22 protein-coding genes are annotated in these 22,653 nt (G+C 43.7%); 8 read left to right on the top strand and 14 right to left on the bottom strand.

What is annotated here, in order from left to right:
* The first annotated feature begins 401 nt into the window (after positions 1 to 401).
* The 6 genes from MDMS009_RS03285 to MDMS009_RS03260 all read left to right on the top strand — a co-directional run bounded on the left by MDMS009_RS03285 (position 402) and on the right by MDMS009_RS03260 (position 3,497).
* A complete protein-coding gene (locus tag MDMS009_RS03285; protein WP_008290421.1) occupies positions 402 to 698 on the top strand; it encodes a hypothetical protein in 297 nt (98 codons plus the stop codon).
* Between the two features lie 3 nt (positions 699 to 701).
* Complete coding sequence (locus MDMS009_RS03280; protein WP_036310944.1) at positions 702 to 1,139, top strand: hypothetical protein; 438 nt, start codon at positions 702 to 704, stop codon at positions 1,137 to 1,139.
* Positions 1,140 to 1,255: 116 nt separating this feature from the next.
* Positions 1,256 to 1,528 carry a hypothetical protein gene (locus MDMS009_RS03275; RefSeq protein ID WP_008290386.1) on the top strand — a complete coding sequence of 91 codons (273 nt, stop codon included), beginning with the start codon at positions 1,256 to 1,258 and terminating at the stop codon, positions 1,526 to 1,528.
* Between the two features lie 119 nt (positions 1,529 to 1,647).
* Positions 1,648 to 1,932, top strand: coding sequence for a hypothetical protein (locus MDMS009_RS03270; protein WP_008290389.1), 285 nt, complete (start codon positions 1,648 to 1,650; stop codon positions 1,930 to 1,932).
* A 34-nt stretch (positions 1,933 to 1,966) separates the two neighbouring features.
* Positions 1,967 to 2,722 (top strand): metallophosphoesterase, encoded by a 756-nt coding sequence (locus tag MDMS009_RS03265; RefSeq protein WP_008290458.1) that lies wholly within the window; start codon positions 1,967 to 1,969, stop codon positions 2,720 to 2,722.
* Between the two features lie 94 nt (positions 2,723 to 2,816).
* The gene (locus MDMS009_RS03260) at positions 2,817 to 3,497 is read left to right on the top strand and encodes a hypothetical protein (RefSeq protein ID WP_008290373.1); all 681 of its coding nucleotides are present in this window, start codon (positions 2,817 to 2,819) and stop codon (positions 3,495 to 3,497) included.
* A 73-nt stretch (positions 3,498 to 3,570) separates the two neighbouring features.
* Here MDMS009_RS03260 and MDMS009_RS03255 read toward each other — a convergent pair whose 3' ends face one another.
* Positions 3,571 to 3,939: a hypothetical protein gene (locus MDMS009_RS03255; protein ID WP_008290457.1), complete on the bottom strand. Its 369-nt coding sequence runs from the start codon at positions 3,937 to 3,939 to the stop codon at positions 3,571 to 3,573.
* Positions 3,940 to 4,031: 92 nt separating this feature from the next.
* On the opposite strand from MDMS009_RS03255, the gene MDMS009_RS03250 reads away from it, so the two are divergent.
* Positions 4,032 to 4,298 carry a helix-turn-helix domain-containing protein gene (locus MDMS009_RS03250; RefSeq protein ID WP_036310948.1) on the top strand — a complete coding sequence of 89 codons (267 nt, stop codon included), beginning with the start codon at positions 4,032 to 4,034 and terminating at the stop codon, positions 4,296 to 4,298.
* Positions 4,299 to 4,366: 68 nt separating this feature from the next.
* Here MDMS009_RS03250 and MDMS009_RS03245 read toward each other — a convergent pair whose 3' ends face one another.
* The 8 genes from MDMS009_RS03245 to MDMS009_RS03210 all read right to left on the bottom strand — a co-directional run bounded on the left by MDMS009_RS03245 (position 4,367) and on the right by MDMS009_RS03210 (position 14,899).
* Positions 4,367 to 5,587 carry a site-specific integrase gene (locus tag MDMS009_RS03245; protein WP_154646960.1) on the bottom strand — a complete coding sequence of 407 codons (1,221 nt, stop codon included), beginning with the start codon at positions 5,585 to 5,587 and terminating at the stop codon, positions 4,367 to 4,369.
* Positions 5,588 to 5,689: 102 nt separating this feature from the next.
* On the bottom strand, positions 5,690 to 6,286 hold the full coding sequence (locus MDMS009_RS03240; protein ID WP_008290496.1) for a hypothetical protein: 597 nt from the start codon (positions 6,284 to 6,286) through the stop codon (positions 5,690 to 5,692).
* Positions 6,283 to 8,370 (bottom strand): tyrosine-type recombinase/integrase, encoded by a 2,088-nt coding sequence (locus tag MDMS009_RS03235; protein ID WP_008290505.1) that lies wholly within the window; start codon positions 8,368 to 8,370, stop codon positions 6,283 to 6,285. The genes MDMS009_RS03240 and MDMS009_RS03235 overlap by 4 nt, the downstream gene beginning before the upstream one ends.
* A gap of 2 nt (positions 8,371 to 8,372) precedes the next feature.
* Complete coding sequence (locus MDMS009_RS03230) at positions 8,373 to 11,318, bottom strand: hypothetical protein (protein WP_008290438.1); 2,946 nt, start codon at positions 11,316 to 11,318, stop codon at positions 8,373 to 8,375.
* A gap of 13 nt (positions 11,319 to 11,331) precedes the next feature.
* Positions 11,332 to 12,255 carry a thymidylate synthase gene (gene thyA / locus MDMS009_RS03225; RefSeq protein ID WP_036310953.1) on the bottom strand — a complete coding sequence of 308 codons (924 nt, stop codon included), beginning with the start codon at positions 12,253 to 12,255 and terminating at the stop codon, positions 11,332 to 11,334.
* Between the two features lie 324 nt (positions 12,256 to 12,579).
* A complete protein-coding gene (locus MDMS009_RS03220; protein WP_008290364.1) occupies positions 12,580 to 13,164 on the bottom strand; it encodes a thymidylate synthase in 585 nt (194 codons plus the stop codon).
* A gap of 72 nt (positions 13,165 to 13,236) precedes the next feature.
* Entirely contained in the window at positions 13,237 to 14,163 is a 927-nt protein-coding gene (locus MDMS009_RS03215) for a sigma 54-interacting transcriptional regulator (protein WP_008290489.1), read from the bottom strand.
* Between the two features lies 1 nt (position 14,164).
* A complete protein-coding gene (locus tag MDMS009_RS03210) occupies positions 14,165 to 14,899 on the bottom strand; it encodes a sulfite exporter TauE/SafE family protein (protein WP_008290408.1) in 735 nt (244 codons plus the stop codon).
* Positions 14,900 to 15,048: 149 nt separating this feature from the next.
* On the opposite strand from MDMS009_RS03210, the gene MDMS009_RS03205 reads away from it, so the two are divergent.
* Positions 15,049 to 17,106, top strand: coding sequence for a TonB-dependent receptor (locus tag MDMS009_RS03205; protein ID WP_161596146.1), 2,058 nt, complete (start codon positions 15,049 to 15,051; stop codon positions 17,104 to 17,106).
* Here MDMS009_RS03205 and MDMS009_RS03200 read toward each other — a convergent pair whose 3' ends face one another.
* From MDMS009_RS03200 to pstA, 5 genes are all read right to left on the bottom strand, one after another.
* Positions 17,107 to 17,682: a hypothetical protein gene (locus MDMS009_RS03200; protein WP_043887874.1), complete on the bottom strand. Its 576-nt coding sequence runs from the start codon at positions 17,680 to 17,682 to the stop codon at positions 17,107 to 17,109. It lies immediately after the preceding gene.
* Positions 17,683 to 17,733: 51 nt separating this feature from the next.
* On the bottom strand, positions 17,734 to 19,239 hold the full coding sequence (ppx, locus tag MDMS009_RS03195) for an exopolyphosphatase (RefSeq protein ID WP_008290387.1): 1,506 nt from the start codon (positions 19,237 to 19,239) through the stop codon (positions 17,734 to 17,736).
* Positions 19,240 to 19,378: 139 nt separating this feature from the next.
* Positions 19,379 to 20,101: a phosphate signaling complex protein PhoU gene (gene phoU, locus MDMS009_RS03190; protein WP_008290365.1), complete on the bottom strand. Its 723-nt coding sequence runs from the start codon at positions 20,099 to 20,101 to the stop codon at positions 19,379 to 19,381.
* Between the two features lie 24 nt (positions 20,102 to 20,125).
* Complete coding sequence (gene pstB / locus MDMS009_RS03185) at positions 20,126 to 20,968, bottom strand: phosphate ABC transporter ATP-binding protein PstB (protein ID WP_008290439.1); 843 nt, start codon at positions 20,966 to 20,968, stop codon at positions 20,126 to 20,128.
* A 2-nt stretch (positions 20,969 to 20,970) separates the two neighbouring features.
* On the bottom strand, positions 20,971 to 22,644 hold the full coding sequence (gene pstA / locus MDMS009_RS03180; protein WP_154646959.1) for a phosphate ABC transporter permease PstA: 1,674 nt from the start codon (positions 22,642 to 22,644) through the stop codon (positions 20,971 to 20,973).
* Between the last annotated feature and the right edge of the window lie 9 nt (positions 22,645 to 22,653).

Here is a 22,653-nt window from a genome sequence, read left to right as displayed (position 1 = left end):
GAACCATGATCATCCAACAGGAAATTTGAAGCAATGATCTATATCAGCAAAAGATGTTTATTATATTAACTCACTGATACTGAGATTTTTTGCCGAAAGTTGTCTAGGATAGTCAGGGCAATCCAATGGTGGCTAAAAAGTGTCTAGCAAATCGGTGGCTATTCATCCATTAATAACTTCATCCCCTAGTAGCTACTGCAGCGTAAAGCCAATTCATGGAATTACTTTGCGCAAATTTTTTTGGCTTTAAAAAAGTCATCGCATCAAATTTTTGTAAATCTTACTGAAAACAATAGTTTACAATTAGCCCAATTGTGTATCCAGATAACATTATGAAATTAAATGGAAATATGAAAAGAACTGTGCGACAACGTTGGTAGTTTTTATGGGGGGGGGTGCGTATGATTCAGAAAATTCCGCCGGGTCCGGTGACGATGAGTGACTGGAATTTTGTGATCGTCGAATATCAGGGGCACGTGGTCGAAAAATTTCTTGGGTATTACTATGAACTCCAACACATCAGGTTTAGTTCACAGGTTATTGAGTATGACCCACAGTCAAATACGGGTAAGACATGGTCGGGGTCAAAATATTTCTTTCTGGATCGACCCGGGCCTCTGTACCCCTTGGCGCAAATCTATTTAGCCCATTTCAGTAGGAATGAAGGTATTCGCGTTCGACTGAAATATCAGGGTTAAGCCATGCGTCGACAACTAGCAGAAAACATTTATCAGCAATGCCCGATCATTTACCGAGGAAGGCACCAGGGCCCAGATAAAAATTTAATGTGCTTCGGGTTTGACTGTGGTTCTGGCTGGTATGACCAAATCCTGACTCTATCGATACAAATAGAAAAGTTAACAGAAAAACTAAGAGACCGAGGGGTAGAGCTAGGGTATCTGCCCATGGTGACTCAGGTGAAAGAAAAGTATGCCGGCCCGCGTTTTTATTTAACCGTCAGCACAGAAGAAATGGGTGAACTAATTAGTAAAGCCGAAGAGGACTCTCTATGTATTTGCGAAGAATGTGGTGCTGAAGAAAAGCTAATGACTGCATATGGGCGGTTTCTAAAGACCTGTTGTGAGACGCACCGAATTCCAGGAGTGCCGTACAGCGAAGTCGATGACGAAGATGAATAACCTCATGAGTACAACTAATGGCAAAACGTCATGTTTATCTGGGTTTCACCTGGATAAATAGATCATTTCAAATGGAGGAAAGGATGATTTTCCCAGTACCAGCAGCTCACGTAACCATGTCCGAATGGAACATTATCTTGATTATCCATAAAGGCAAAACGATAGAAAAATTTCTGGGGTATTGCCTTAATGACTATACATACAGAATCAGTAGCCAAGTTCTTGAGTATGACGCTGAAAACAAACGAGGCCTCACTGAATCAGGCTCAGTTTATGAGTTCATCGATGCGCCCGGAAAGTTACACCCAACGGCTCAAGTTGTCTTCGATAAACTCAATGCATGGGATGAAGTCGAGGTATCACTCAAGTTTGAGATAGACCAGTCATGAGAAGTGATTTATCTGAACGTTTGTTAAAGCGCTGTCCAATCATCTTCTGTGGAGCAAAGGACAGCACTCAGAAGAACATCATGAGTTACGGATTTGAATGTGGTTAAGGCTGGTTTGAAATGCTGTTATTACTATCAGAATCCATAGAAAAAATAGCTTCAACAATGAAAGCAGAAGGTGTTGATGAAGATAAATTGCCTTTAGTTTGCCAAGTAAAAGAGAAACTCAGTGGCCTGCGATATTACATTGAGCACCGTAACTATGACATCAAGGCCATGATTGAAGAGGCAAAACAAAAGTCTTATGGGATTTGTGATGTATGTGGTGGTGCCGGTCAGTTACGCATCTTCGAAGGTATTTACATGGCACGCTGTCATGAGCACCTAAAGACGAGAGCCTCGTGAAATTTCAAACACTGAGCCATGAAGAGGGTTACAGATGAAATTTCAGCTTTACTCAGACATTCACATTGAAACGCGTGGCTATTTTTCTATCCCAAAACTGGACTCTGATTTGATTGTCTTGGCAGGTGATATAGATATTGGTTTAGAAGGTTTGATATGGGCCCAGGAGCTGACTTGGCTACATAAAAAGCCCGTCATTTATATTGCTGGTAATCATGAATATTACAGGCATGACTTCGTGAAACTGACTCAGCAGATGAGAGACTATGCAGCACAGTATGACCAGTTAATTTTCCTAGAAAAAGACGAGGTAATAATTAATGACGTGCGCTTTCTGGGCACGACATTATGGACGAACTATTTACACGAGCTCGGTATCATCGAGCGAGATAAAAACATATTGATACTCGATGATGCACTCTATGACCATAAAGTCATCAGGCACGGAAATGAAAGCTTCTCAGCTCTGAAAGCTTATGAAGAGCACCTCGTGTCAGAAAGGTGGTTGAGAGAGCGCCTGATGGAACCCTTTGACGGAAAAACCGTTGTTATCACACACCATGCCCCATCTTTTCAATGTAATCACATAGACTTCGGGATGAATTTATATAGTCCGGGTTTTGCCTCAAACCTTGATGTGTTGGTGGCTATGGCTGATGTCTGGTGCTATGGACACACGCATTCAAATCTTGATGCGACCTTTGCCGGCTGTCGATTACTTTCTAATCAAGCGGGTTACAAGAATGAAAAAAAACCTGTACCTCTGGAGCATAAATTAATCATTCTCTAATGGTTTACAAATTTGCCCGTGACCAATCTATAAGCCAGCTCAAGTTAAGCCCAAGATAAGAATTCAAGTCATTTCTTCAGAGAGTACGACAGTTATGAAAAAGCAGCCATATATGGAGTTTGTTGAGTCAAATAGCTGGTTCAGAGAAAGCCCCCGCAAACGAAAAAGCTATATCTCCAAAGTATCCCGACTGGCGAACTCTATACAAAAAGACGTTGATCAAGGCCCCGCTCAGATGCTGTTAACACCCGAAGAGCAAAGGACGATTAGAAGCGCATCAGAAGTCCTGAAAAAAATAAAACTCACTCTGGAAGACGCAAAGTATCATGCAATTCACGTTAACGAGTATCGTGAGTATGAAGTAGTCAAAGTCCATAGACACAAATATACAAAGCTGATTGATGAGCGATTGCCGATTGATAAAGAAAATTTTGTCGATGTTTGTAAAGCAACGATGGTGATGATTTATTTTAAAACATTAAATATTTTGTTCGTAGAGCGGTACGTCATGCTAATTGAAAGGCGAATTACCAGAGGGCAGCATACACCTGAAGAGTTAGTAAATTTGCTTATATTTAAGTACACAGAAGAGCGTGATCGGCTGGCATACAAATTTTACAGCAAGGATAAAGAAAGCGTTAATTATGACGAGCTGATACAAACAATTGATATTCCTGACCAAGAAACAGATGAAGTTCTAAGGCCTTATTTGAGTTTTTTTACAAAGCTTTCGGACGCGCTAACTTCCCCGCCACTACTTAGCGATAAGACATAGTAATTCTGCTTCCAGCCATATCTTCAGCGTGCTATACAAACGTTTATTTGCATAAGATCGTCAATGAAAAAATCTAACTAAATTTTTTCTTACTAATCTCCACGTCTCGATTTGAAAATATATCGTCTTTCGTAGCGGCGGAAATATTGAACTCGGTATTGCGATGAACTGCTTCTAATTGAAGCTCAGTACAGTATTGTGATACGAATTCCATAAGCTCGTCATCTGATAATTCTTTTCTTGTTTTTCCCTTTTTAGCCTTAAGAATCAACAATACCGCTGCAACTAGTGACTCAAGATCCGAGCCACTCTCGTCGTTATCAAGCTTATTCACCTGAGTAAGTAGGTACCCAAGCCAATAGTCTTTAAGGTTACGCGGCAAAACCTCATTAATGCCCTTTGATATTACACCTTCAACGAAATTATCGAACTGATTAGTCATTTGAAAACCACAAATATTTTATAAATGTAAACTATAGTTTGTAGAACTATAGTTTACAACATGGCTTTATGATGTCTTTTGTGGAATAAGCAATGGACATTAATCAAGCATTTGGAAACGCGCTAAGAGAAATCAGACTTGGCAAAGGACTTAGTCAGGAGAAAATGGCTAGTGCGGCATCTCGGGTCTACATTAGTTCACTTGAGAGGGGGCTGAAGAGCCCAACACTTGTAACTGTAGAGATGATTGCTGGTGAGTTGGGCGTTCACCCCTTAACGTTATTAACTCTAACGTATGAATATCTGGAGTCGGCGGATCTTAAGGTAGTTGCCAAAGAACTAAAAAACTTACATAAGTAAGTGCTTCATATTAATAATGCATCACGGTTGGATGTTCCATTCAATACAATGTTTTTGGCCTTTGTGGCTTAGTGCTCCATAATACTGTTTAACAGCATTTCAATCATTTCCGCAGAGATTTCTTTACCGGAGCCAATAGCATCTGCAATGGGCTTTAACTGCTCATATTGGGTGATCTGCTTGCGAAGTCTGCTTTCTTTTAACGCTAATGCTTTTTCTCTAGATTCTGAATGTACCCTAGCAGAACGATGTGAAGCTCTGGAGCTTGCCAGATAAGATCTAAGCGACATGGGGTTCTTCCACCCTGCAGCTTCTGCGGCTCTCAGTAGCACATCCCGTACAGCTAAGGGTTTGCCTTCAGCATCATAGCCATCATATGCCGCAACAATATCGGTTATTCCTTTCGCCCTAATTCGATGGCCAGACATTCTTTCGGGTAAATAACAGGAAATTCTAGATGAAATATATGTTGGATTCAGCGGTGAACCATCATTGTATGAAATAAAGACAAGACCTGGATCCTTATAGGCTTTATTGGCTCTCTTCACTCTTGAGACGATTTCGGCTCTTTGCCCATCAATATAATCACGAAACTCTTCAGCGAGTTCTGGGGTTATTTCTAACTCTCTGGTTATGTTTCTCTTTCCCAGCACCGTGATTTTAACTATTTTGTCGCTTTCGTTTGCTTCATCGATTTCTTCTTGAGTTGGTATTTGCTGAACTCTAATCCGCAAAGCATCCATACGTCGAGCTGTTCGCTCATACAGAGCCATTATCAATGCGTCTCGCTCACCAACGATATTAGATGTCTCAATTGCTTTGACATGAGCTTCTTCTAGATGCTCACCTGTCGGCACAGATTTGAATTCAAATTCATTAGATGGAAGATATGGCCATGTCCAGGATGAAAAATTTTCATTGTACTTAGCCGAAATAGCGTACGTGGAGTCATCATGGTAAATGGCAACATGTTTACGTATGTATTTGTTTTCTTCGGCCCACTTATAGAACCGAAAGACCGTTGTGAGAATATGACCGATATACTTATTCTTGCGTCCTTGGTTTTGTTTTTCATGAATAAACGAATGAAAATGATGATCCGTTACATCTTTCCAATCGTACTTCTTTCTTAAAAAGCCACTTGGTGTTTTTAATGTCTCGATAAATTTAAAAAAGACCTGGAGATGATCGGCATACGTTCCCACCGAACTCATAACATCTTTATGCTTTAACGCAACATCCATAAGGAATTTACTAGGCACTTCAAAAATTCCGTCATCATTGAACATTACGGGAATCTTGGGCGCAGGATATAACTTCAAATGTGATGTTACTTTGCACTGTTCATCAGTGGGAATAGAGAAAATCATCTGGCACACACACCATTGGCATTACTGGTCATTTTCGCTACCATCAAAATCTAGATGGGTTATATTTCCACCTTTTTTTTCATACCGTTTTATCTTTTCTCTTAACCGGACGGTTTCTCGTCGCAATTCACGGATTGACTGATTTTTAGTCTTAATTTCTTGTAACAAGTCTGCCTTTTCATCAAGTAGCCCTTGCTCACCGGCTTTGAGAATAGTTATTTCGTCTTTGAATTCATCCATCAGACTCTGATACGAAACAAATTGATTAGCAACATTTACGATCGTTTCTTTAAGGCGTTTATTCTCATTTTTAAGCTTTTCTAATTTAACACCAGCCGGTGTATATGCCTTTCTTCGAGGCTTCTTCAATTGAAGAAGTAGCTCATTTAACTCTTGAACCTTATGACCGTGTACGGGATGAGTGGTAGTGAATGAAGATGGACTGCCAATAGCTTCAATACCATGTTCTTGATTAACCCAGTCTTTGTTTTTCCTCAAAGATAAGGGTATGTCTAACTCAACCTCTCCCAATCGCGCCTTATTAGCAAGATCAATACGCAACTGGATCTGAGTTTTCAGTACGTTTGTTTTAGCTTGATTATTTTTAGCTCTAGTCATGATTCTATGAAAATAGGCTCTACCGACTGACTAGAGTTCAAAAGCTCCTGAAGAGAAATAAGTCTTATTTCAGCTTTCTCTCTCCAGACACTACCTTCGGGACTGGACGTTAAATTGCGTTGCTCGTCTTCAATTTTGTCTCCCACGCTTGATGCAAAGCGGTCTGTATGACAGGCAAAAGGACACCCTCCGCAAGCTATTTCGTCCGCATTTGCATAATCAGGGTGCTCGCCAACCGTCTTACATGCAGAGTATTTTGCAAAGCCAGTGTTTAAAGGACTAGTACAAATCGTTCCCCACACCTGTTGTGTAAAAGAGGCTCCCAGTCGGTTCATATATTTCATCATTTTTGAAACGACTTTTTCTTTGTCCACGACATCGACTTTGTTTCTAAACTCAGAAGCCCAGTCATGTATTTTTTTCTTTATTTTGTTGCCGGCTTTACCGCCAACAGCTCTTTTGCCTGAAATAACGTCGCGAAGAAAGCTAGCTTTCCACTCTTCCCCCGTCTCACGCATTTCCTTGCCAAACTCCTGGTCAGTGACATACCTTTTTGTCATTTCAATATTAAAATGACGGAGGTGGAAAGATAGAATGCCCAGAGCTGCATCATCAAATCTGTGATAGTAGATTAATGCAAAAAACCTTCGGAATTGATGTGGTGAAAAGCGCCATTCGATACCCACTTTTTCCTTAGTGGTTATCTCATAAAACCTATTCAAATATTGAGCTGGATCGTACTCAATCAGTTCGGTCGATTTATTTAACAAGACAAATATCGAATCTGTTTTATAAAGCTCTCTAGCCTCGCCACTAATTTTTTCAAGAATTTCTATAGCTTTTCCAACTAACGGAGGAACTGGCTGCGAGTCCATGCGCTGTGATGTTTTTTCGATGTACACCGACAACCAACCATCGTCATAACAACCAGCGACCAACTGACCCAACTCTTCTTTACGCCTGGCGGTCAATGAAGCGATAACAATAAAGCAGGCTGTGGCTAATAGCCTAGTTAAACCTATTTCATTTATCTTGTGAGTTCTTATACTCACGTAGGGCATTTCGAGTTTCGACGTTCTAGTCAACGATAAATTAAGACCTTGTGCAGAAAGCCAGTCATTTATCTGCTCTGCATCTTTATGTCCATCATAAAAATCTAAAATAAATTCACTAAGATCCTCAACCCATCTAGCAGCTTCCTGTATGAAAGGAAATGCAACCTTCGCAGGTATCGATGATGTTCTTCCAGCTTTTGCACCTAATATTGAAGCAAGTTTGCCACTCCCTTCTGGGTATGGCATAAGAGAGAGGTGCGTAGATTTTACATATTCTCCCCATTGATAGATTTCATCTATTGGCAGGAGCTGTCTATGCAAAGTCTGTTCAGTCACTTGTTGTGGAAATATTTCCAGCTTGTCTACGAGCGCTTCATAACCAATATCAGCCAATTTTTCTGCATCAATGCCACTGTTCAATTCGATGTCATAGAAATCCATAATTCTTGCGCATAACGTTCCCGGGTTCACACGTTTTGCATTGAACACGTCGACACCGGCTAGCTCATAAACACTTAATCTCTGGATTACATTTTTGCCTTTTTGCATAGGAACTGAGGCGGTACGCAAAACATTCTGCATGGTTTTATGTAGCTTTTTGGGCATCCCCATAACGGCTTCTGTTCCAAATGATGCCTCTTTAGCGTATTGGGTTAGATGACTTTTTGTTACATTTTCTAGTCGCCTGACCCCTCTATGATTAAGCCAGTAGATAAATTTGAGTATGCTTTTAACTCGCCCTTCGAACACTGATGTTGACGTTTCAGGGTTATGCATCTGAAATAGCTCGGCATACTCATATACCAATTTCAGCCATGTTCGGTGTCGAGGATCTGATAAGAGAGAACCATCACTCAACACCATATCCACAGGTATGTATCCTATTTGGCTAGAGCCTTGATAACCATCTATAACTTTCAGATGAGAGCCGTCATTGGATATTTTTTCAATCCAGGTGTATTTCTCTAATGTTTGTGTCGTTCCGGTTTCGATTGACTCTGTTACAGAGTTAAATAATGTTAGCTCCATCGTTACCACGGCTCCGGCAAAACATAGTTATCTGACAACTGTCTTTGCTGTGCTAGCTTAAGTGCTTCATTTTTGATAAAACTCAGCTTTCCTCTTACCATCTTGTCCTCTAAAACGACGGAAAAGAAAGCCTGCCAGGGAACCCATATTTTTTCCCATCGTTCTGGGTTTTTTAGAACAAAATCGTTCTCATGATGGTCAAGCGACTGTTTCCATAAAATCATGTCGCTGATTGACTCCTTGTCGGCAACGACTAACATTCTGTCTTGTTTGCACCTTACGCAATCTTGCACTTCGTTACACTGGATCTCTTTTCCATCATCATCTGCAATCAAACGATCTTTACAAAAAACACCCAGCCCCGTTTTTTGTGCGGCTGCCAATTTTGATTCATCCCTGTCATTTGAGGTTGATGAAAAAATGGCTTCCAAGTTTTTTTGATATTTCATCATGTGTTCTTCCATCACTACGCGATAGGGTAGTTTGTTTGTATAACCCATTGTTGTAGTCTCAGACTCATGATTTGCTTGTATCATCACTAAGCCAGCATTTGTTGGATCTTCAATTTGAGCCAATAGCAACACTGTTGGGCGGAGCATTGATGGCGTCACGTTCAAATGCCCCATGTAATCGGACTGCTTTAACATTCGTTTAAAGGCATCCCTAAACGCAAATTCGGTTAACTCGTTATATCGATTACCTAAGCTGAAATATCCGAATAAACCAATTTCAAAGGTTTCCTTGCTTTGATGGTATGAGATGTTTATGTCTGACAAGTACCTCAGCGCTGGTATAGCGCCAGTCAATCCAACTATATCGACTTTATTTGGCAGGTCATCAAAAATGCTTTTACCGCCAGCTCTAGCTTTTATACCCGTGACTCTTGTGTGGTTAGCAATTTGAGATTTAGAAAGTCGATCTGGAGTCAATGTAAGAGCTACTGCCACGTTAGCGCCTGACTCACATAAGTAAAGTGTAGCTGCAGCTGCTGCAGCCTTTTTTGTCACATTCAGCGAGCCATTGACTACATCTATACCACCAACTTTTTGATATTGTTTATTCCAAAATTGACTACCTTGGGCTGAAGTGGGGCAGTCATCTTTATAGTTATGATGAATAATGATTAACAGATTTTTAAGAGTAACTTCATAATTCTCTACAGGCATGTAGTCATTTGGAAAGCGGCTATAATTACCAGCTTGATATGCCTCAAATTTTTCAAGTGTGTCGTTGATTTCCGGCTCTTGAAGAGAGCTCAATATAGCTTGACCTTTTTCGTAATTTATTTTCCAGTTTGTAAAATCATTGGATGCGACACGTCTAATTTCCAATAGCCTTTTTTTGGTTATCTCTTTTATAGCGCCAACAGCGTCGCTGGGTAGAGTGTCATCGTTAGCACTTTCATTGAGAATACTCTTAACGAAGCCCTTCGTGTCTTTGTCACGGTCAATGACGATGTTTCTTTTTAATGCGCCTTCTTTGATTGACTCGGTAATCACATGTTCATGAATGTTACTTGCCTCAGCGATAGATTTTCTTCTTGCTCTATCAGTTAGCCGTTTTCTCTCTTTTACTGTTGTTTTAAATTTATAACTTGGGAATATTTTTGCTTCACCGAATGCGGTAATGACATTTGTGGCTACGACATTTTTTCTCACTTTTTCGAGCATTACCAGCTTGAAGTTCAGGCATGTAAACTCAAAATGAGCTTTGTTTATATTTTCCCCGCATTTAAGAGCATTGAAGACTTGTTTTATCTCATCATATTTGTCGGAAAAATCATGCATGAAGGTCATGAATGCTTTAATGGAAGTAAACCAGGCTTTAGGGTTTTTGATTTTTCTGGCTTCAATAATCGTGACAAATGCCGTCGCTATCTTTTCCGTTAGTTCTAACCCGCATATTTGAACTATCCCTCGAAAGTCATAAACCCTTTGCATTTGCATTGAATACGGAATTGCCCCTAGGTTTATGGTCGCTACACCATATATGTTGAATGACTTCTTTGTTTGACCGTTTCTGAGTGATGAGGCAATCCTTTTCTCTTCAACGTTAACAAGATTAGTGAGGCTAGGCGTATGCATGATGATGTTGTCATTAGTGCAAAGCGCCAGGCTGAGCTTGGTTTTATTTATGCTTATATGATCTTTGTTAAGCTCATATTTGCGCTCATTTAGAAGCCTCGCCAGCTTCTCCTGATATTGGTCCCCCGCATATGCAGTGACGCCACGTTTTTTGAGCTTTTTATCGAACTCGTCAAAGAGTTCTTTTAGCTTTGGCGCTCTTCTACACAATACGTCCACACTAATTTTTTCGGTAATGTAATCATGCTCCAGCATGAAGCTAAACCGATTTAATTTTCCATTTTGGTTTAGTGGAAGCTGCTTTTTTCCGTCTAGTTCGTCTAAAACACTTCTGAGTTCCGGCACCCTTCTTTCCCATGTCGTACCCAAAGCACCTAACTCATACATTTCATGATTGAACCTTATGAGCATTTGAGTTGCCCATTTCCAGTCATTGCTGATATGAAAGTTAACCGAAAAACCTAGCTCTTTTGTGATGGCTCGGATATTCAAATGACCTAAGTCACCACTGTGATCACCAGCATCTTTCGCTGGAATGTCTCCCCAATTGTCCCTTTTTTTCCAGAACCCAAGCTTTTCCTTCAGCTTTCTTGGAGTCCCATATTTATACTGAATGTGTTTGATTGAACCTTCATGTTTGATTAAGTCTTTTTCAATATCATCAACAGCAGTTTTCCAATCAAAATAGGCAGGTTTATTGGTTAAACCTTGAAGCGAGCCATGAACAAATTTAAGTCTCCTCTCTAACAGCCCTCTAGAAATTAGGCCTCCAGTAGCAACTAACATGGCATCGTCAGCCATCTGTTGAATGACTTCCTTCAAATCATTCGGCGTTTTAATGTCTGGATTTTTTGATGGAGTCACTTACCTAACACCCTTAAATTGCTACAGGAGCCTTAATGGCTGGGTGTGGGTCATAGCCTTCGAGCCCCAGATCATCAATCGTGTAATCAAAAAGTGACTTTTTCTTCGATTTAATGACAAGTTTGGGAAATGCCTTTGGTTCACGAGAAAGCTGTTCTCTAACTTGATCTAAATGATTTAAGTAAACATGAACATCTAGGCCATACCAAACAATTTCACCAGGCATATACCCTGTATGCTCTGCAATTAACGTTGTGATTAAGGCCAGATTACAAACATTGAACGCCACACCCAAAAAGGTATCAGCACTGCGTTGTACTAGTGAGCCACTTACTGTTCCTTTAACTGGATCAACAAAGAATTGATAGTGCTTGTGGCATGGTGGTAGGGCCATTTGATCAAGCTCGCCAACATTCCAGCCTTCAAAAATAATTCTTCTTGAGGTTGGGTTGTTCTTGATCTGCTCTAATACCTCTGAAACTTGGTCAATCTCTCTACCATCTTCGGTTTTCCATGCTCTCCATTGTTTACCATATACAGGCCCAAGGTCTCCCCACTGGGAGGCGAACTCGTCATCAGTCAAAACACGTTCCTCAAATGATTTGAGAGTGATGTCATCGCCTGTTTCATCAACATATTTTTTATGTGGCCATTCGCTCCAGATATGGACATTTTGCTCAAGTAAGTCTCTTATGTTTGGGTTACCCGTACCCCATTTTGATTTACCTTTAAGCATCCACAGCATCTCTTTGAATGCAGTTTTCCAGTAGACACGTTTAGTCGTGAATGCGGGGAAGCCTTCTGATAAATCGAAACGAAGTGTTTCGCCAAACAACGCCTTTGTGCCAACTCCAGTGCGATCTATTCGCTCGCTTCCGTTGCTTACTATTTTTTCAAGTAGGTTTAGATATTGGTACTCAGGATGTGTATTCGTCATGGTTTACCTATTACTTGTATAAAATCTTCATTTCAGTCCCTAGCATTTCGGCTGTTTGCCCAGGGGTTAGACACACTGTTCTATCAAATTCTATTAATTAGCCGAGCAATCTTCATAAGATTCCAGAATAACAGGCGCGCTGATTTTTGATTGTAAAAACTCGGCTTAATAAGGATAAACATTCCTGTAATTCTCCATGATAAAACTCACAGCCAGACACAACTATAACGTGTGTAGCGCTATTCTCAAAAAAAATAACCAACACCAGGCCATAAAGCCATACATTTCAATAAAATATAGAAAATAATCGTTGTCTGTAGTGTTTTATATAGAATAAAGGAAATTCAGCCCCAGCGGTACATCACAGGAACGCTGATAAGAGGTCAGATATAAGGTATCGCCTAGCACTGAAAATGTATGGGTATGCATACACGGGCGCAGGCAGCCCATGTCGAATTCACCCGGGTTATAGAAAGTTAGAATTTCACCGCGGTCATCAATACCTTGTGCCAAGTGATCCGCAATTTTTTGTAACTGATCCAGCGGCGTACCGTCTGGCTTTTGCCAGCGTCGGCCCTGTACGCCATACACGCGGCCCATATCATCTTCACCTTTTCGGTGAGGATTGTTGAGCCAATCCTGATTAGCGTTGGCATTCGCATCCCAGGTTTTACAACCAATCGCACGAAAATCAGCGGCATTGTCATACCCACGCAGATAGCCAAGCATTTCAGCAATGGCGGCTTTCCAGTAACTTTTACGGGTAGTGATTAAAGGAAACTGATTCGCCGCGACATCATACTCCAGATCTGCATTAATAACGGTTAAACAACGTTTGCCGGTACGTGTATTTTCAACCCACTCGCCATGCTCAATAATGCGTTGGCATAAATCCAGATACTGTCTCACGGAAAATCCTCATTGATATCGTTTATCGCTGTACTGATTTTGGCATTGCTGGCCGAGCCAAACAACTTTAATTCAGGGAGATAAATCGTATTTCTGCATTCTGTAAAGCAACGTATCGCGACTGATACCGAGCAAACGAGCTGCTTTAGAGCGATTTCCCGCGGCCATATCCAGAGCTTGTTCGATTAAATCCAGCTCCACCCGGGCTAAATCAACACCACCGGCAGGTAATGTAAATTGATGCTGACTGCTTCCATTCTCAGGACGAATCGTTTCCGGTAATGATTCCGGCGGCAGTAACTGGCCAACATGTAGCAGCGTCATGCGTTGACAAAAGTTTTGTAACTCACGCACATTGCCCGGCCATGAATAAGTCAGTAAGCAGTGTTCAGCTTCTTTTGTAAATCTCACCAGCGCATTGTTTCCGGCATATTCACGCAAGTAATACTTGAGCAGCACAGGAATATCTTCGCTACGCTCCCTCAAGGGTGGTAAATCAATTGGCACAACCTGCAAACGGTAATATAAATCTGCCCGAAACTGACCGACTTTTACCAATGCAGGTAAGTCAGCACTGGTGGCGGCAAGAATACGAACGTCTGCCACTTGTAACCGATGACTTCCTTGAAGCTGACATTCCCCGGCTTCCAAAAAGCGTAATACTTTAGCCTGAACCGATAATGGCAAGGCATCCACTTCATCCAGAAACACCGTAGAGCCCTCAGCAGCAAGCAAGCGTCCACGAAATGTAACGGTGCCATCAGGGTCACATTTACCAAACAAATCCAGTTCCACGTCTTCTGTCGGTAAAGCCGCACAGTTGATCGTCACCATCTCCAGATCACGACGACGGCTTTGCTCGTGCAACGTCTGAGCTATCAGTTCCTTGCCGGTTCCCGTTTCACCACTAATCAACACGCTGGCATCACTCAAGGCAATCATTGGTAACGTTCTGAGTATGTGATTAATATCAGGCGATAGCCCTAAGATCTGTTTCATCTCACGCTCCTTGCATCACTAAAACGTTACTGTCCTGAGCCACCTGATGATGTTCGTGCGCAGCTTCCAGTGGCCAAAACAGGGTGGCTATTGCCATCACAATAATCAATACCCCCGCAATCTGCCTTAATTGCTTTGATCGTGCTAATGCTGCGAGCATCCCGGTAAAGAGTCCTGCCCCCATCACCGCCGGCAAGGTGCCAGCACCAAATGCCAGCATCACTAACCCGCCTTTGACCGGATCACCAGCTGTCGCTGCAACAGCCAATGCCGCATAAACCAGGCCACATGGTAGCCAGCCCCACACCATGCCTAGAAAAAAAGCCTGAGAATACGATTTGACCGGTAATAACTTCTGTCCTATTGGCTGTAATAAGCGCCAAACCGGCGCACCCAAGCGTTCAGCGCGGGCGAATTTAGGAAACCATCCAGCCAAATACAGCCCCATGCCAATCATCACCATCACCGATACGATGCGAAGCACCCAATGTGCATTTAATTGTGTCAATGGCGTACTTAATAAACCCACAATCAAACCTGCGACGCCATAGCTGAGTATGCGACCAACATTGTAATTAAACACAAAAGGCAGCATGCGGCGCTGACTTTCGCGCACCTCAACCGGCAAGCTTAATGTCAATGCGCCAATCACCGAGCCACACATGGCGATGCAATGCACGGTGCTGAATAAACCCAGCAAAAACGCAGTGATATAAGAGCTGATTATGGCATCCATCGTAGAGTCCGGTTGGCGATAAGTACACGCAGATTAACACGCACTGTTAAATACAAGGTGTGGGATTTCACACACCTCAATAGCAAATCACTCACTTTTTTAATGCTTATGACACATATTCTATTTAGCTGAAAACTGGAGGAATGCTTGTGAAACCACAACAACTAACACTTAGCCTATTAGTCAGCTTGGCAATGACCTCAACGGCCTATGCCGAACATGTCGCCTTACCCGCCATGTCCATTACCGGTATCGCTGGTGAAACCACACCCTATGCGCTACCCGAATCCATTATCAGTAGCCCAGATAGCGGTGACATGTTGAAAAAACTGCCGGGCGCCAACATCAATCAAAATGGTCCGCTGACAAGCCTTGTGCAATATCGCGGCATGTATGCTGACCGCGTCAATGTTGTGGTCGATGGTTTAGCCCTGAGCACCGCGGGTCCCAACCGCATGGATAGCCCGCTTAGTTATGTCCCTAGCTCCCAACTCGATAATATCGCCATTTACCGTGGTATCGCCCCCGTCAGTTCGGGTATCGAAACCATTGGTGGAACGGTCAAAGCAGAGTCCAGACAAGCAGAATTTGGCAGTAGCGATGAAATTGAAGTCCACGGCAACCTGAACAGCCTCTATTCAACAAATGGTGATACGCGCTCTGTTGGCGCCAACACCAGTATGGCCAACCAACATCACCGTTTACAACTCTCCGGCAGCGTCGATCGTAGTCATGATCAAGAGTTCGATGGCGGCGATATCCTGCCAACCGAATCTGATCGTGACACTTTGGGCATTGCCTATGGTTTTAGGCACAATGATACCGAACTGGAATTTGATCTTAACCATCTTGATACTGGCGAAACAGGCACCCCGGCCCTGCCAATGGATATTATCTGGATTCGTGGTGAAACCCTGAAAGCGGGCATCACACAACAGCTTGATAATGGCGGCAAACTAACAGCAAAAGTTCATTATCAAGATGTCGATCACCAAATGGATAACTTCAGTTTGCGTCAGCCCGGCATGATGCTCCGTTACAATGATGCTGATGTATTGGCGAAGGGATTCCAGCTAGGTTATAGCCAAGGTAACTGGGGATTTGGCTTGGATGCCGATAGCGCCGAGCATAACTCATTAATTTCTGATCCCAGTAATGCGATGTTCTTTGTCAATAACTTCAATGAAGTGGAACGCGATCGTCTGAGCGCCTTTGCTGAGTGGGACGGGGCTATTGCTGATAAATGGCAAATGCAATCAGGCCTGCGGCTGACGCATGTTAAAACCGATGCCGATGATGTGGACAGCAGTATGGCCGGTATGATGATGCCTGTTGCCACATTGCGTGATGACTTCAACAATGCCGATCAAAGTCAGGAAGATACCCTCGCGGATATCGTCTTCAAATTCACCCGCACCTTAAGTTCTTCTTTGGATTTGGAACTAGGCTTTGCTCGTAAAGAACGGGCACCTAGCTATCAAGAACGTTATCTGTGGCTGCCTTTGCAAGCTACTTCTGGTTTGGCGGATGGCAAAAACTATATCGGTAACCTGAACTTAGACCCAGAAACATCCTATCAATTTGAAATCGGTCTCGACTGGCATCAACCCGACTTTGCCATTTCACCTCGCCTGTTTTACCACCATGTCAATGACTATATTCAGGGTGTCGCTACTGATAATGCTGCAGCCATCATGGTCAGTAATAACATGAGCCCTATGGCAGGAACGCCGCTGCAATATGACAATGTAGATGCCAAGCTGTACGGCATAGATACAAACTGGTTATGGGCTTTGACAGATCACTGGCAACTGGATGGCACCGTCAGCTATGTTCGCGGTAAACGTCGTGATACCAACGATAACCTCTATCGTATTGCCCCACTCACCGCGCGCACGCAGCTCAGCTATATTCAACCTGACTGGCGTGTTGCTGTTGAGGCGGTCACGGTAGCGGCACAAAACAAGATTTCGACAGAGAACGAAGAAGCAAAAACAGGCGGTTATGCCTTTTTCAATCTGTCAGGCCAATATTCAGTCAGCAAAGCTGTGTCTGTTCAGGCCGGTGTGAATAATCTGTTGGACCGTAAATATAGCAACCACCTTGGTGGCTATAACCGAGTCAGTGGTAATGACGATATTGCTGTTGGCGATCGCTTGCCGGGACTGGGTCGCAGCTTTTACCTGGGGCTCAACCTGAACTGGTAATTAATGAGGGATTAACTGCTCGAGCACATGTTGATGCGGTGCCAGATGAAATACCGTCTGGCGCTGCTCACCGAGCGTCGTCACATAGCGAAACGTTATCTGCGTAGGGCGGGTCAATTGCTGCGTGATAAACGTGCCAGAGTCTAACGGAAAATCAACCACTTCAAGACGCCGATCTGCTTCTAATTTGATGAATTGATCGTTATCCCAACCCAGTAATTTCAATACATCCGGTTTTGACTGAACCCCCTCAGTAAGCGACCAATTGGCTGGCTCTGACTGTTCAAACTGATACACCACCTGTTGCGGCTTAGGCGCAGGTGCACCACATGATCGGTAACCTTGCTCAAGCTTAATCGGTTTATGCTCATCAACTTGCAACACGATCAGTTCATTGCTGGCAAAACTGGCGGTCATCTGATCACTCAAAAACAGCGACCCCCACACCTCACCATTTTGTAGCCTTTGAATACTGAGAACATCACCATTAGCATGTTTCAGTTCCATCGCAGTGGTCTGTGCCATCACAGGGTGTGCCAACAGCAGTGCGAATAATACGGTATAGCGATAGATCATAATGCGCCTCCAGTTGCCATATGAGACTGCTTTAAAATCAATCCGTTCTATTTATGACTCAACGCTCAAACGTAAGTCTATTTTCTTTAAGTGCTCTTTCTCATGAGCCAAATCCGCTTCCGTCAATGGATGTTCAGCTAACCAGCCTTCTGGCAGCGTTAATACCACTTTTTTTCCATCAAGCCGAAGTTTAATGTAGGTATCAGCCTGCTCTGAACGACCGCGGTTAAATACCATCGCCAGACGCAAGATCACAGTTAAACGCTGCGTTGACAGTTGTAATTCATCAGGCAGTTTTTTGATGTGTTTACTTGGGAACGAGCGACGTTGTCCGCGCACCATCACAGACAAGGCATGCTGTTCTTCACGTGAAAAGCCCGGCAAGTCTGAATGCCCCACCAAATAAGACGAATGTTTGTGAAATTGATGATGTGAAATCGCCAGACCGACTTCGTGTAGTTTGCAGGCCCATTGCAAACGATGCATCAATTCATCGCTATCAATATCCCACTGCGCCGAAACTTGTTCAAAGAACTGGGTTGCCATCACACTAACTCGCTCGGCATGAACGTCATCCACATCGTAACGTCGTGCCAGTGCTTCGACGGTACGATCACGCTCATCATCGTGTTGGATCCTGCCCTGCAAGTCGTATAACAAACCTTCCCGTAAGGCACCGTCTGAGACAATCATCCGGTCAATACCAAGGCGATCAAAGGCAGCAGCTAAAATACACACGCCACCAGCAATCACATTAACACGCTCATCACTCAGCCCTTGCAGCTTAGCGTCTTCAACACTACCGGCATCAATCAAGTGCTGAACCATTTTTTGTAAGGCTTCAGCGGTAATCACACCATCATCAGCCCAACCCTGCTCCTTACAAATATTGGCAACACAACGGATGGTGCCAGAAGCACCGACGGCCTCTTCCCAACCAAACTTTTTATACGGCCGCTGAATAGTTCGAATGCGACGTGCCGCTGCCAACATGGCGCGCTGCATGTTGCTGGATGACGTTTTTTCGTTCTCAAAATAACGTTGCGAGAAGCTGACACAGCCCATTTCCAGGCTTTCACGCATCAAACCTTTATTCGCTTCACCAATGATAAACTCAGTACTACCACCGCCAATATCCATCACCAAACGCCGAGTAGAATCAAACGCTAGTGCCTGAGCAACACCAAGGTAAATTAGCCTCGCTTCCTCTTCACCGGTCACAATCTCAATCGGATGACCTAAAGCCTGTCTGGCCTGACGGAGAAAACGGCGCGAATTATGCGCGATACGTAAGGTATTTGTGCCAACCACCCGGACATCGCCATAGGGCAGGTCTCGAATTCGTTCGCCAAACCGTTCCAGACAAGCCAACGCTCGTTCCTGTGCTTCCAATGATAAGTAATTCTCTTTATCCAGCCCAGCCCGGAGTTGCACCATTTCACGAAGTCTGTCGACAACCTGAAAGTGCCCGTCACGTAGCCGTGCGATGATCATATGAAAGCTGTTCGAGCCTAGGTCAATCGCAGCCAGAATATCGTGATTATTTTGATCTTGCATAGCGCCTGTCATCATCCGTTTCAATCATTCTGCCCCAGCAACACATCGGTGAACAATGATTAATCTTATTTTGGGCAAAAAAAAGCCCACGCTAAATGGCGTGGGCTAAGCAAACAAGAGAGAAACGAAACAACAAATATCAGTCCAGCGGTTCACCTCTGATGACTTTCTCAGCTTTTTCAATGCTGAGATGGCGAACGTCTTTACCTTCTACCAAGTAGATAATATGTTCACAGACATTGTGCGCATGGTCACCAATGCGCTCTAAAGATCGCGCTGACCACATCATGTCAATCACGCGAGAAACGGCGCGATTATCTTCCATCATGTAAGTCATTAATTGACGTAAAAGCGCTTCGTATTCTGCATCAACATCTCTGTCTTCTTTCGCGACTTGCAGCGCCATTTCTACATCAAAACGTGCGAAAGCATCTAAGGCATCGCGTAACATGCCACGAACGTGGTTACCCAAGCTTTGCAATTCACGGTAATTACGTTTCGGCCGGTCTTTCTCTGACAGGTTAATGGCCATTTTGGCAATACCTACCGATTCATCACCAATGCGCTCTAGATCGGTGATGGTCTTCAAAATACCTGACACCAGTCGTAAATCACTCGCGGTAGGTTGACGCAATGCAATAATCTGAATGCATTCTTCATCAATGCTTAACTCCAGATCATTCACTTCATCATCAAATGAAATCACCTCACGTGCCAGCTCAGAATCGCCAGTTAGTAGTGCGTCCATGGCATTGGCGACCTGCTGCTCAACCAATCCACCCAATGCGAGTACACGTGAGCGGATATCCTGCAATTCTTTCTCAAATTGCTGAGAAATATGCTGAGAATTATTCGTTACCATCTTTCAATCTCCTCGATCTTCGGCTTAACCGTAACGACCGGTAATGTAGTCTTCAGTTTGTTTCTTAGCCGGATTGGTAAATAGCTCATCCGTGGCACCAAATTCGATCAGTTCACCCATGTACATAAAGGCTGTGTAGTCCGATACACGTGCCGCCTGTTGCATGTTGTGGGTAACGATTACGATGGTGTACTTTTCTTTCAGCTCGTAGATTAACTCTTCGATTTTCAACGTTGAGAGCGGATCCAGGGCAGAAGCCGGTTCATCCAGTAGTAAGACTTCCGGTTCAATCGCAATCGCACGTGCAATAACCAAACGTTGTTGCTGACCACCGGACATGCCCATCGCTGATTCATGTAATCGATCTTTGACTTCGTCCCATAACGCAGCACCTTTCAGCGATTTTTCAACCACATTATCCAGCGTTGCACGGTCATTGACACCCTGCAGGCGCAAACCATAGGCCACGTTTTCATAAATGGATTTGGGGAAAGGGTTCGGCTTTTGGAACACCATACCAACCTGACGGCGTAAATCAGCAACATTCACTGATGGCGCATTAATTTCGTTACCATCAAGTAGTAAGTCACCATCCATTTTTACCGTATCGATCAGGTCGTTCATACGATTAAAACAACGCAACAGTGTTGATTTACCGCAACCACTCGGACCGATAAAGGCGGTAACACGATTTTGCGGGATCTTCATATTGATCCCGTGCAAAGCCTGCTTGCTGCCGTAATACAGATTAAAGTCTTTCACTTCCAGACAGGTTGTCTCGTCTGCAAGATTGACACGAGGGCCGCGTTGCATTGATTCAATATCAATTCCACGGGCCACATTTCTTTGTTCTTTAGCTGCTTCCATTGTTAACTCTCAGTAGCTTTATAGGTTTCACGCAAACGATTACGAATACCAATCGCCGCCATGTTTAACACAATAATAATCAATACCAGCAAGAAGGCAGTGGCATAAACCAATGGTCTTGCTGCTTCAACATTCGGGCTCTGGAAACCCACATCGTAAATATGAAAACCCAGATGCATAAATTGACGATCCAGATGCAGATATGGGGCAATATTATCAACCGGCAACGCTGGTGCCAGCTTCACCACACCCACCATCATTAAGGGGGCTACTTCACCTGCCGCCCGTGCTACAGCAAGAATAAGTCCAGTCATCATGGCGGGTGCTGCCATCGGCAATACAGTGCGCCATAATGTCTCAGCTTTGGTTGCGCCAAGCGCCAGACTGCCTTCACGAATAGCACGTGGAATACGAGACAAGCCTTCTTCGGTTGCCACAATGACCACCGGTACAGTCAAAATCGCCAGCGTTAACGATGCCCATAACAAACCGGGCGAACCAAATGTTGGAGAAGGCAATTTTGCCTGGAAAAGCAGTTCATCTATGCTGCCACCAACAAAGTAGACAAAAAAGCCCAGACCGAACACACCGTAAACGATGGACGGTACACCCGCCAGATTGTTCACCGCGATACGAATCAGTCTGATGACAGGGCCTTGCTTGGCATACTCTTTCAAGTATACCGCTGCAACCACACCAAATGGTGTCACCATAATCGCCATGATGATGACCATCATCACCGTACCGAAAATGGCCGGAAAGATACCACCTTCCGTGTTGGCTTCACGTGGGTCACCCGATACAAACTCCCACACATGGTGGAAATATTGACCAAATTTTTCTGTGATGCCCATCCCATTTGGTTTGTATGCCTGAACCACTTTAGCCAATGGTATCTCGACTTCTTTATCGTTAGACATTCTAATCGTGATCTGGTCACGATTGAGATCGCCATACAACGTATCCAGTTGCTCACGCAGCTTGGCATAGCGTTGTTCGAAGACCGCCTCTTGTTCTTCAATTTCACGATAAGGCAAGGTGCCTTCCGCTACGTTATCGAGTTTAAGTCGGCGCTCGCGAAGTCGTAATTCTTCAATACCATGATTGATTTTGCCGATCTCGCCCTTTTCGATGCTTTTGATCTGGCTCACCAAGTCGTTGCTGCGTTCCAGACGTTGTTGAAATGCATCCCACGCGTTATCACCGTCAGCTACAACCTCACCTTGTTGTTTGACGTTGACCAGATAACCATAGAAATTACCCCATTCACGTCGTTCAACGGCCAGCAGACCTTCTGGATAAGTAACATCCTGTATCCATGGGTCATTAATCCAACGGAAATCTAGACCAAAATAGTCACGGTTGCCGACTTTTAATAAGGTGCGTTGTGCAAAGTCTTGGCCTTCAGGCAATTCAACACCAGATATGGCCAATCGTGCAGCCGGTACAGATTCGTGATCAACCTTTTCACCAATCAAGGTGATCGACTCCTGGCCGGGCTCTTGATAGCTGATTTGTTTGATGTCCGCAGGCCAGAAATGACTCAGGCCACGCACAGCAATCAGCAGTAACAACCCCACCACCATGACAAGACTTATACTGACGGCACCAGCATTAAGCCAAACCCAGGGCTTGCCACTGTCAAACCACGTTTTGATAGAAGTGCTTTTTGTCATTATTTCATC

Origin of the sequence: Methylophaga thiooxydans DMS010 (genome assembly GCF_000156355.1) — a bacterium.
Lineage (GTDB): Bacteria > Pseudomonadota > Gammaproteobacteria > Nitrosococcales > Methylophagaceae > Methylophaga > Methylophaga thiooxydans.
The sequence above is the reverse complement of the archived record's forward strand: the minus strand, read 5'-3'. Positions and strand labels throughout refer to the sequence as shown.

Excerpts from the sequence above, each read along its gene's own strand:
- MDMS009_RS03285 (WP_008290421.1), top strand. The coding sequence starts at position 402 with ATGATTCAGAAAATTCCGCCGGGTCCGGTGACGATGAGTGACTGGAAT.
- MDMS009_RS03280 (WP_036310944.1), top strand. The coding sequence starts at position 702 with ATGCGTCGACAACTAGCAGAAAACATTTATCAGCAATGCCCGATCATT.
- MDMS009_RS03275 (WP_008290386.1), top strand. The coding sequence starts at position 1,256 with ATGTCCGAATGGAACATTATCTTGATTATCCATAAAGGCAAAACGATA.
- MDMS009_RS03270 (WP_008290389.1), top strand. The coding sequence starts at position 1,648 with ATGCTGTTATTACTATCAGAATCCATAGAAAAAATAGCTTCAACAATG.
- MDMS009_RS03265 (WP_008290458.1), top strand. The coding sequence starts at position 1,967 with ATGAAATTTCAGCTTTACTCAGACATTCACATTGAAACGCGTGGCTAT.
- MDMS009_RS03260 (WP_008290373.1), top strand. The coding sequence starts at position 2,817 with ATGAAAAAGCAGCCATATATGGAGTTTGTTGAGTCAAATAGCTGGTTC.
- MDMS009_RS03255 (WP_008290457.1), bottom strand. The coding sequence starts at position 3,939 with ATGACTAATCAGTTCGATAATTTCGTTGAAGGTGTAATATCAAAGGGC.
- MDMS009_RS03250 (WP_036310948.1), top strand. The coding sequence starts at position 4,032 with ATGGACATTAATCAAGCATTTGGAAACGCGCTAAGAGAAATCAGACTT.
- MDMS009_RS03245 (WP_154646960.1), bottom strand. The coding sequence starts at position 5,587 with ATGTTCAATGATGACGGAATTTTTGAAGTGCCTAGTAAATTCCTTATG.
- MDMS009_RS03240 (WP_008290496.1), bottom strand. The coding sequence starts at position 6,286 with ATGACTAGAGCTAAAAATAATCAAGCTAAAACAAACGTACTGAAAACT.
- MDMS009_RS03235 (WP_008290505.1), bottom strand. The coding sequence starts at position 8,370 with ATGGAGCTAACATTATTTAACTCTGTAACAGAGTCAATCGAAACCGGA.
- thyA (WP_036310953.1), bottom strand. The coding sequence starts at position 12,255 with ATGACGAATACACATCCTGAGTACCAATATCTAAACCTACTTGAAAAA.
- MDMS009_RS03215 (WP_008290489.1), bottom strand. The coding sequence starts at position 14,163 with ATGAAACAGATCTTAGGGCTATCGCCTGATATTAATCACATACTCAGA.
- MDMS009_RS03210 (WP_008290408.1), bottom strand. The coding sequence starts at position 14,899 with ATGGATGCCATAATCAGCTCTTATATCACTGCGTTTTTGCTGGGTTTA.
- MDMS009_RS03200 (WP_043887874.1), bottom strand. The coding sequence starts at position 17,682 with ATGATCTATCGCTATACCGTATTATTCGCACTGCTGTTGGCACACCCT.
- ppx (WP_008290387.1), bottom strand. The coding sequence starts at position 19,239 with ATGCAAGATCAAAATAATCACGATATTCTGGCTGCGATTGACCTAGGC.
- phoU (WP_008290365.1), bottom strand. The coding sequence starts at position 20,101 with ATGGTAACGAATAATTCTCAGCATATTTCTCAGCAATTTGAGAAAGAA.
- pstB (WP_008290439.1), bottom strand. The coding sequence starts at position 20,968 with ATGGAAGCAGCTAAAGAACAAAGAAATGTGGCCCGTGGAATTGATATT.
- pstA (WP_154646959.1), bottom strand. The coding sequence starts at position 22,644 with ATGACAAAAAGCACTTCTATCAAAACGTGGTTTGACAGTGGCAAGCCC.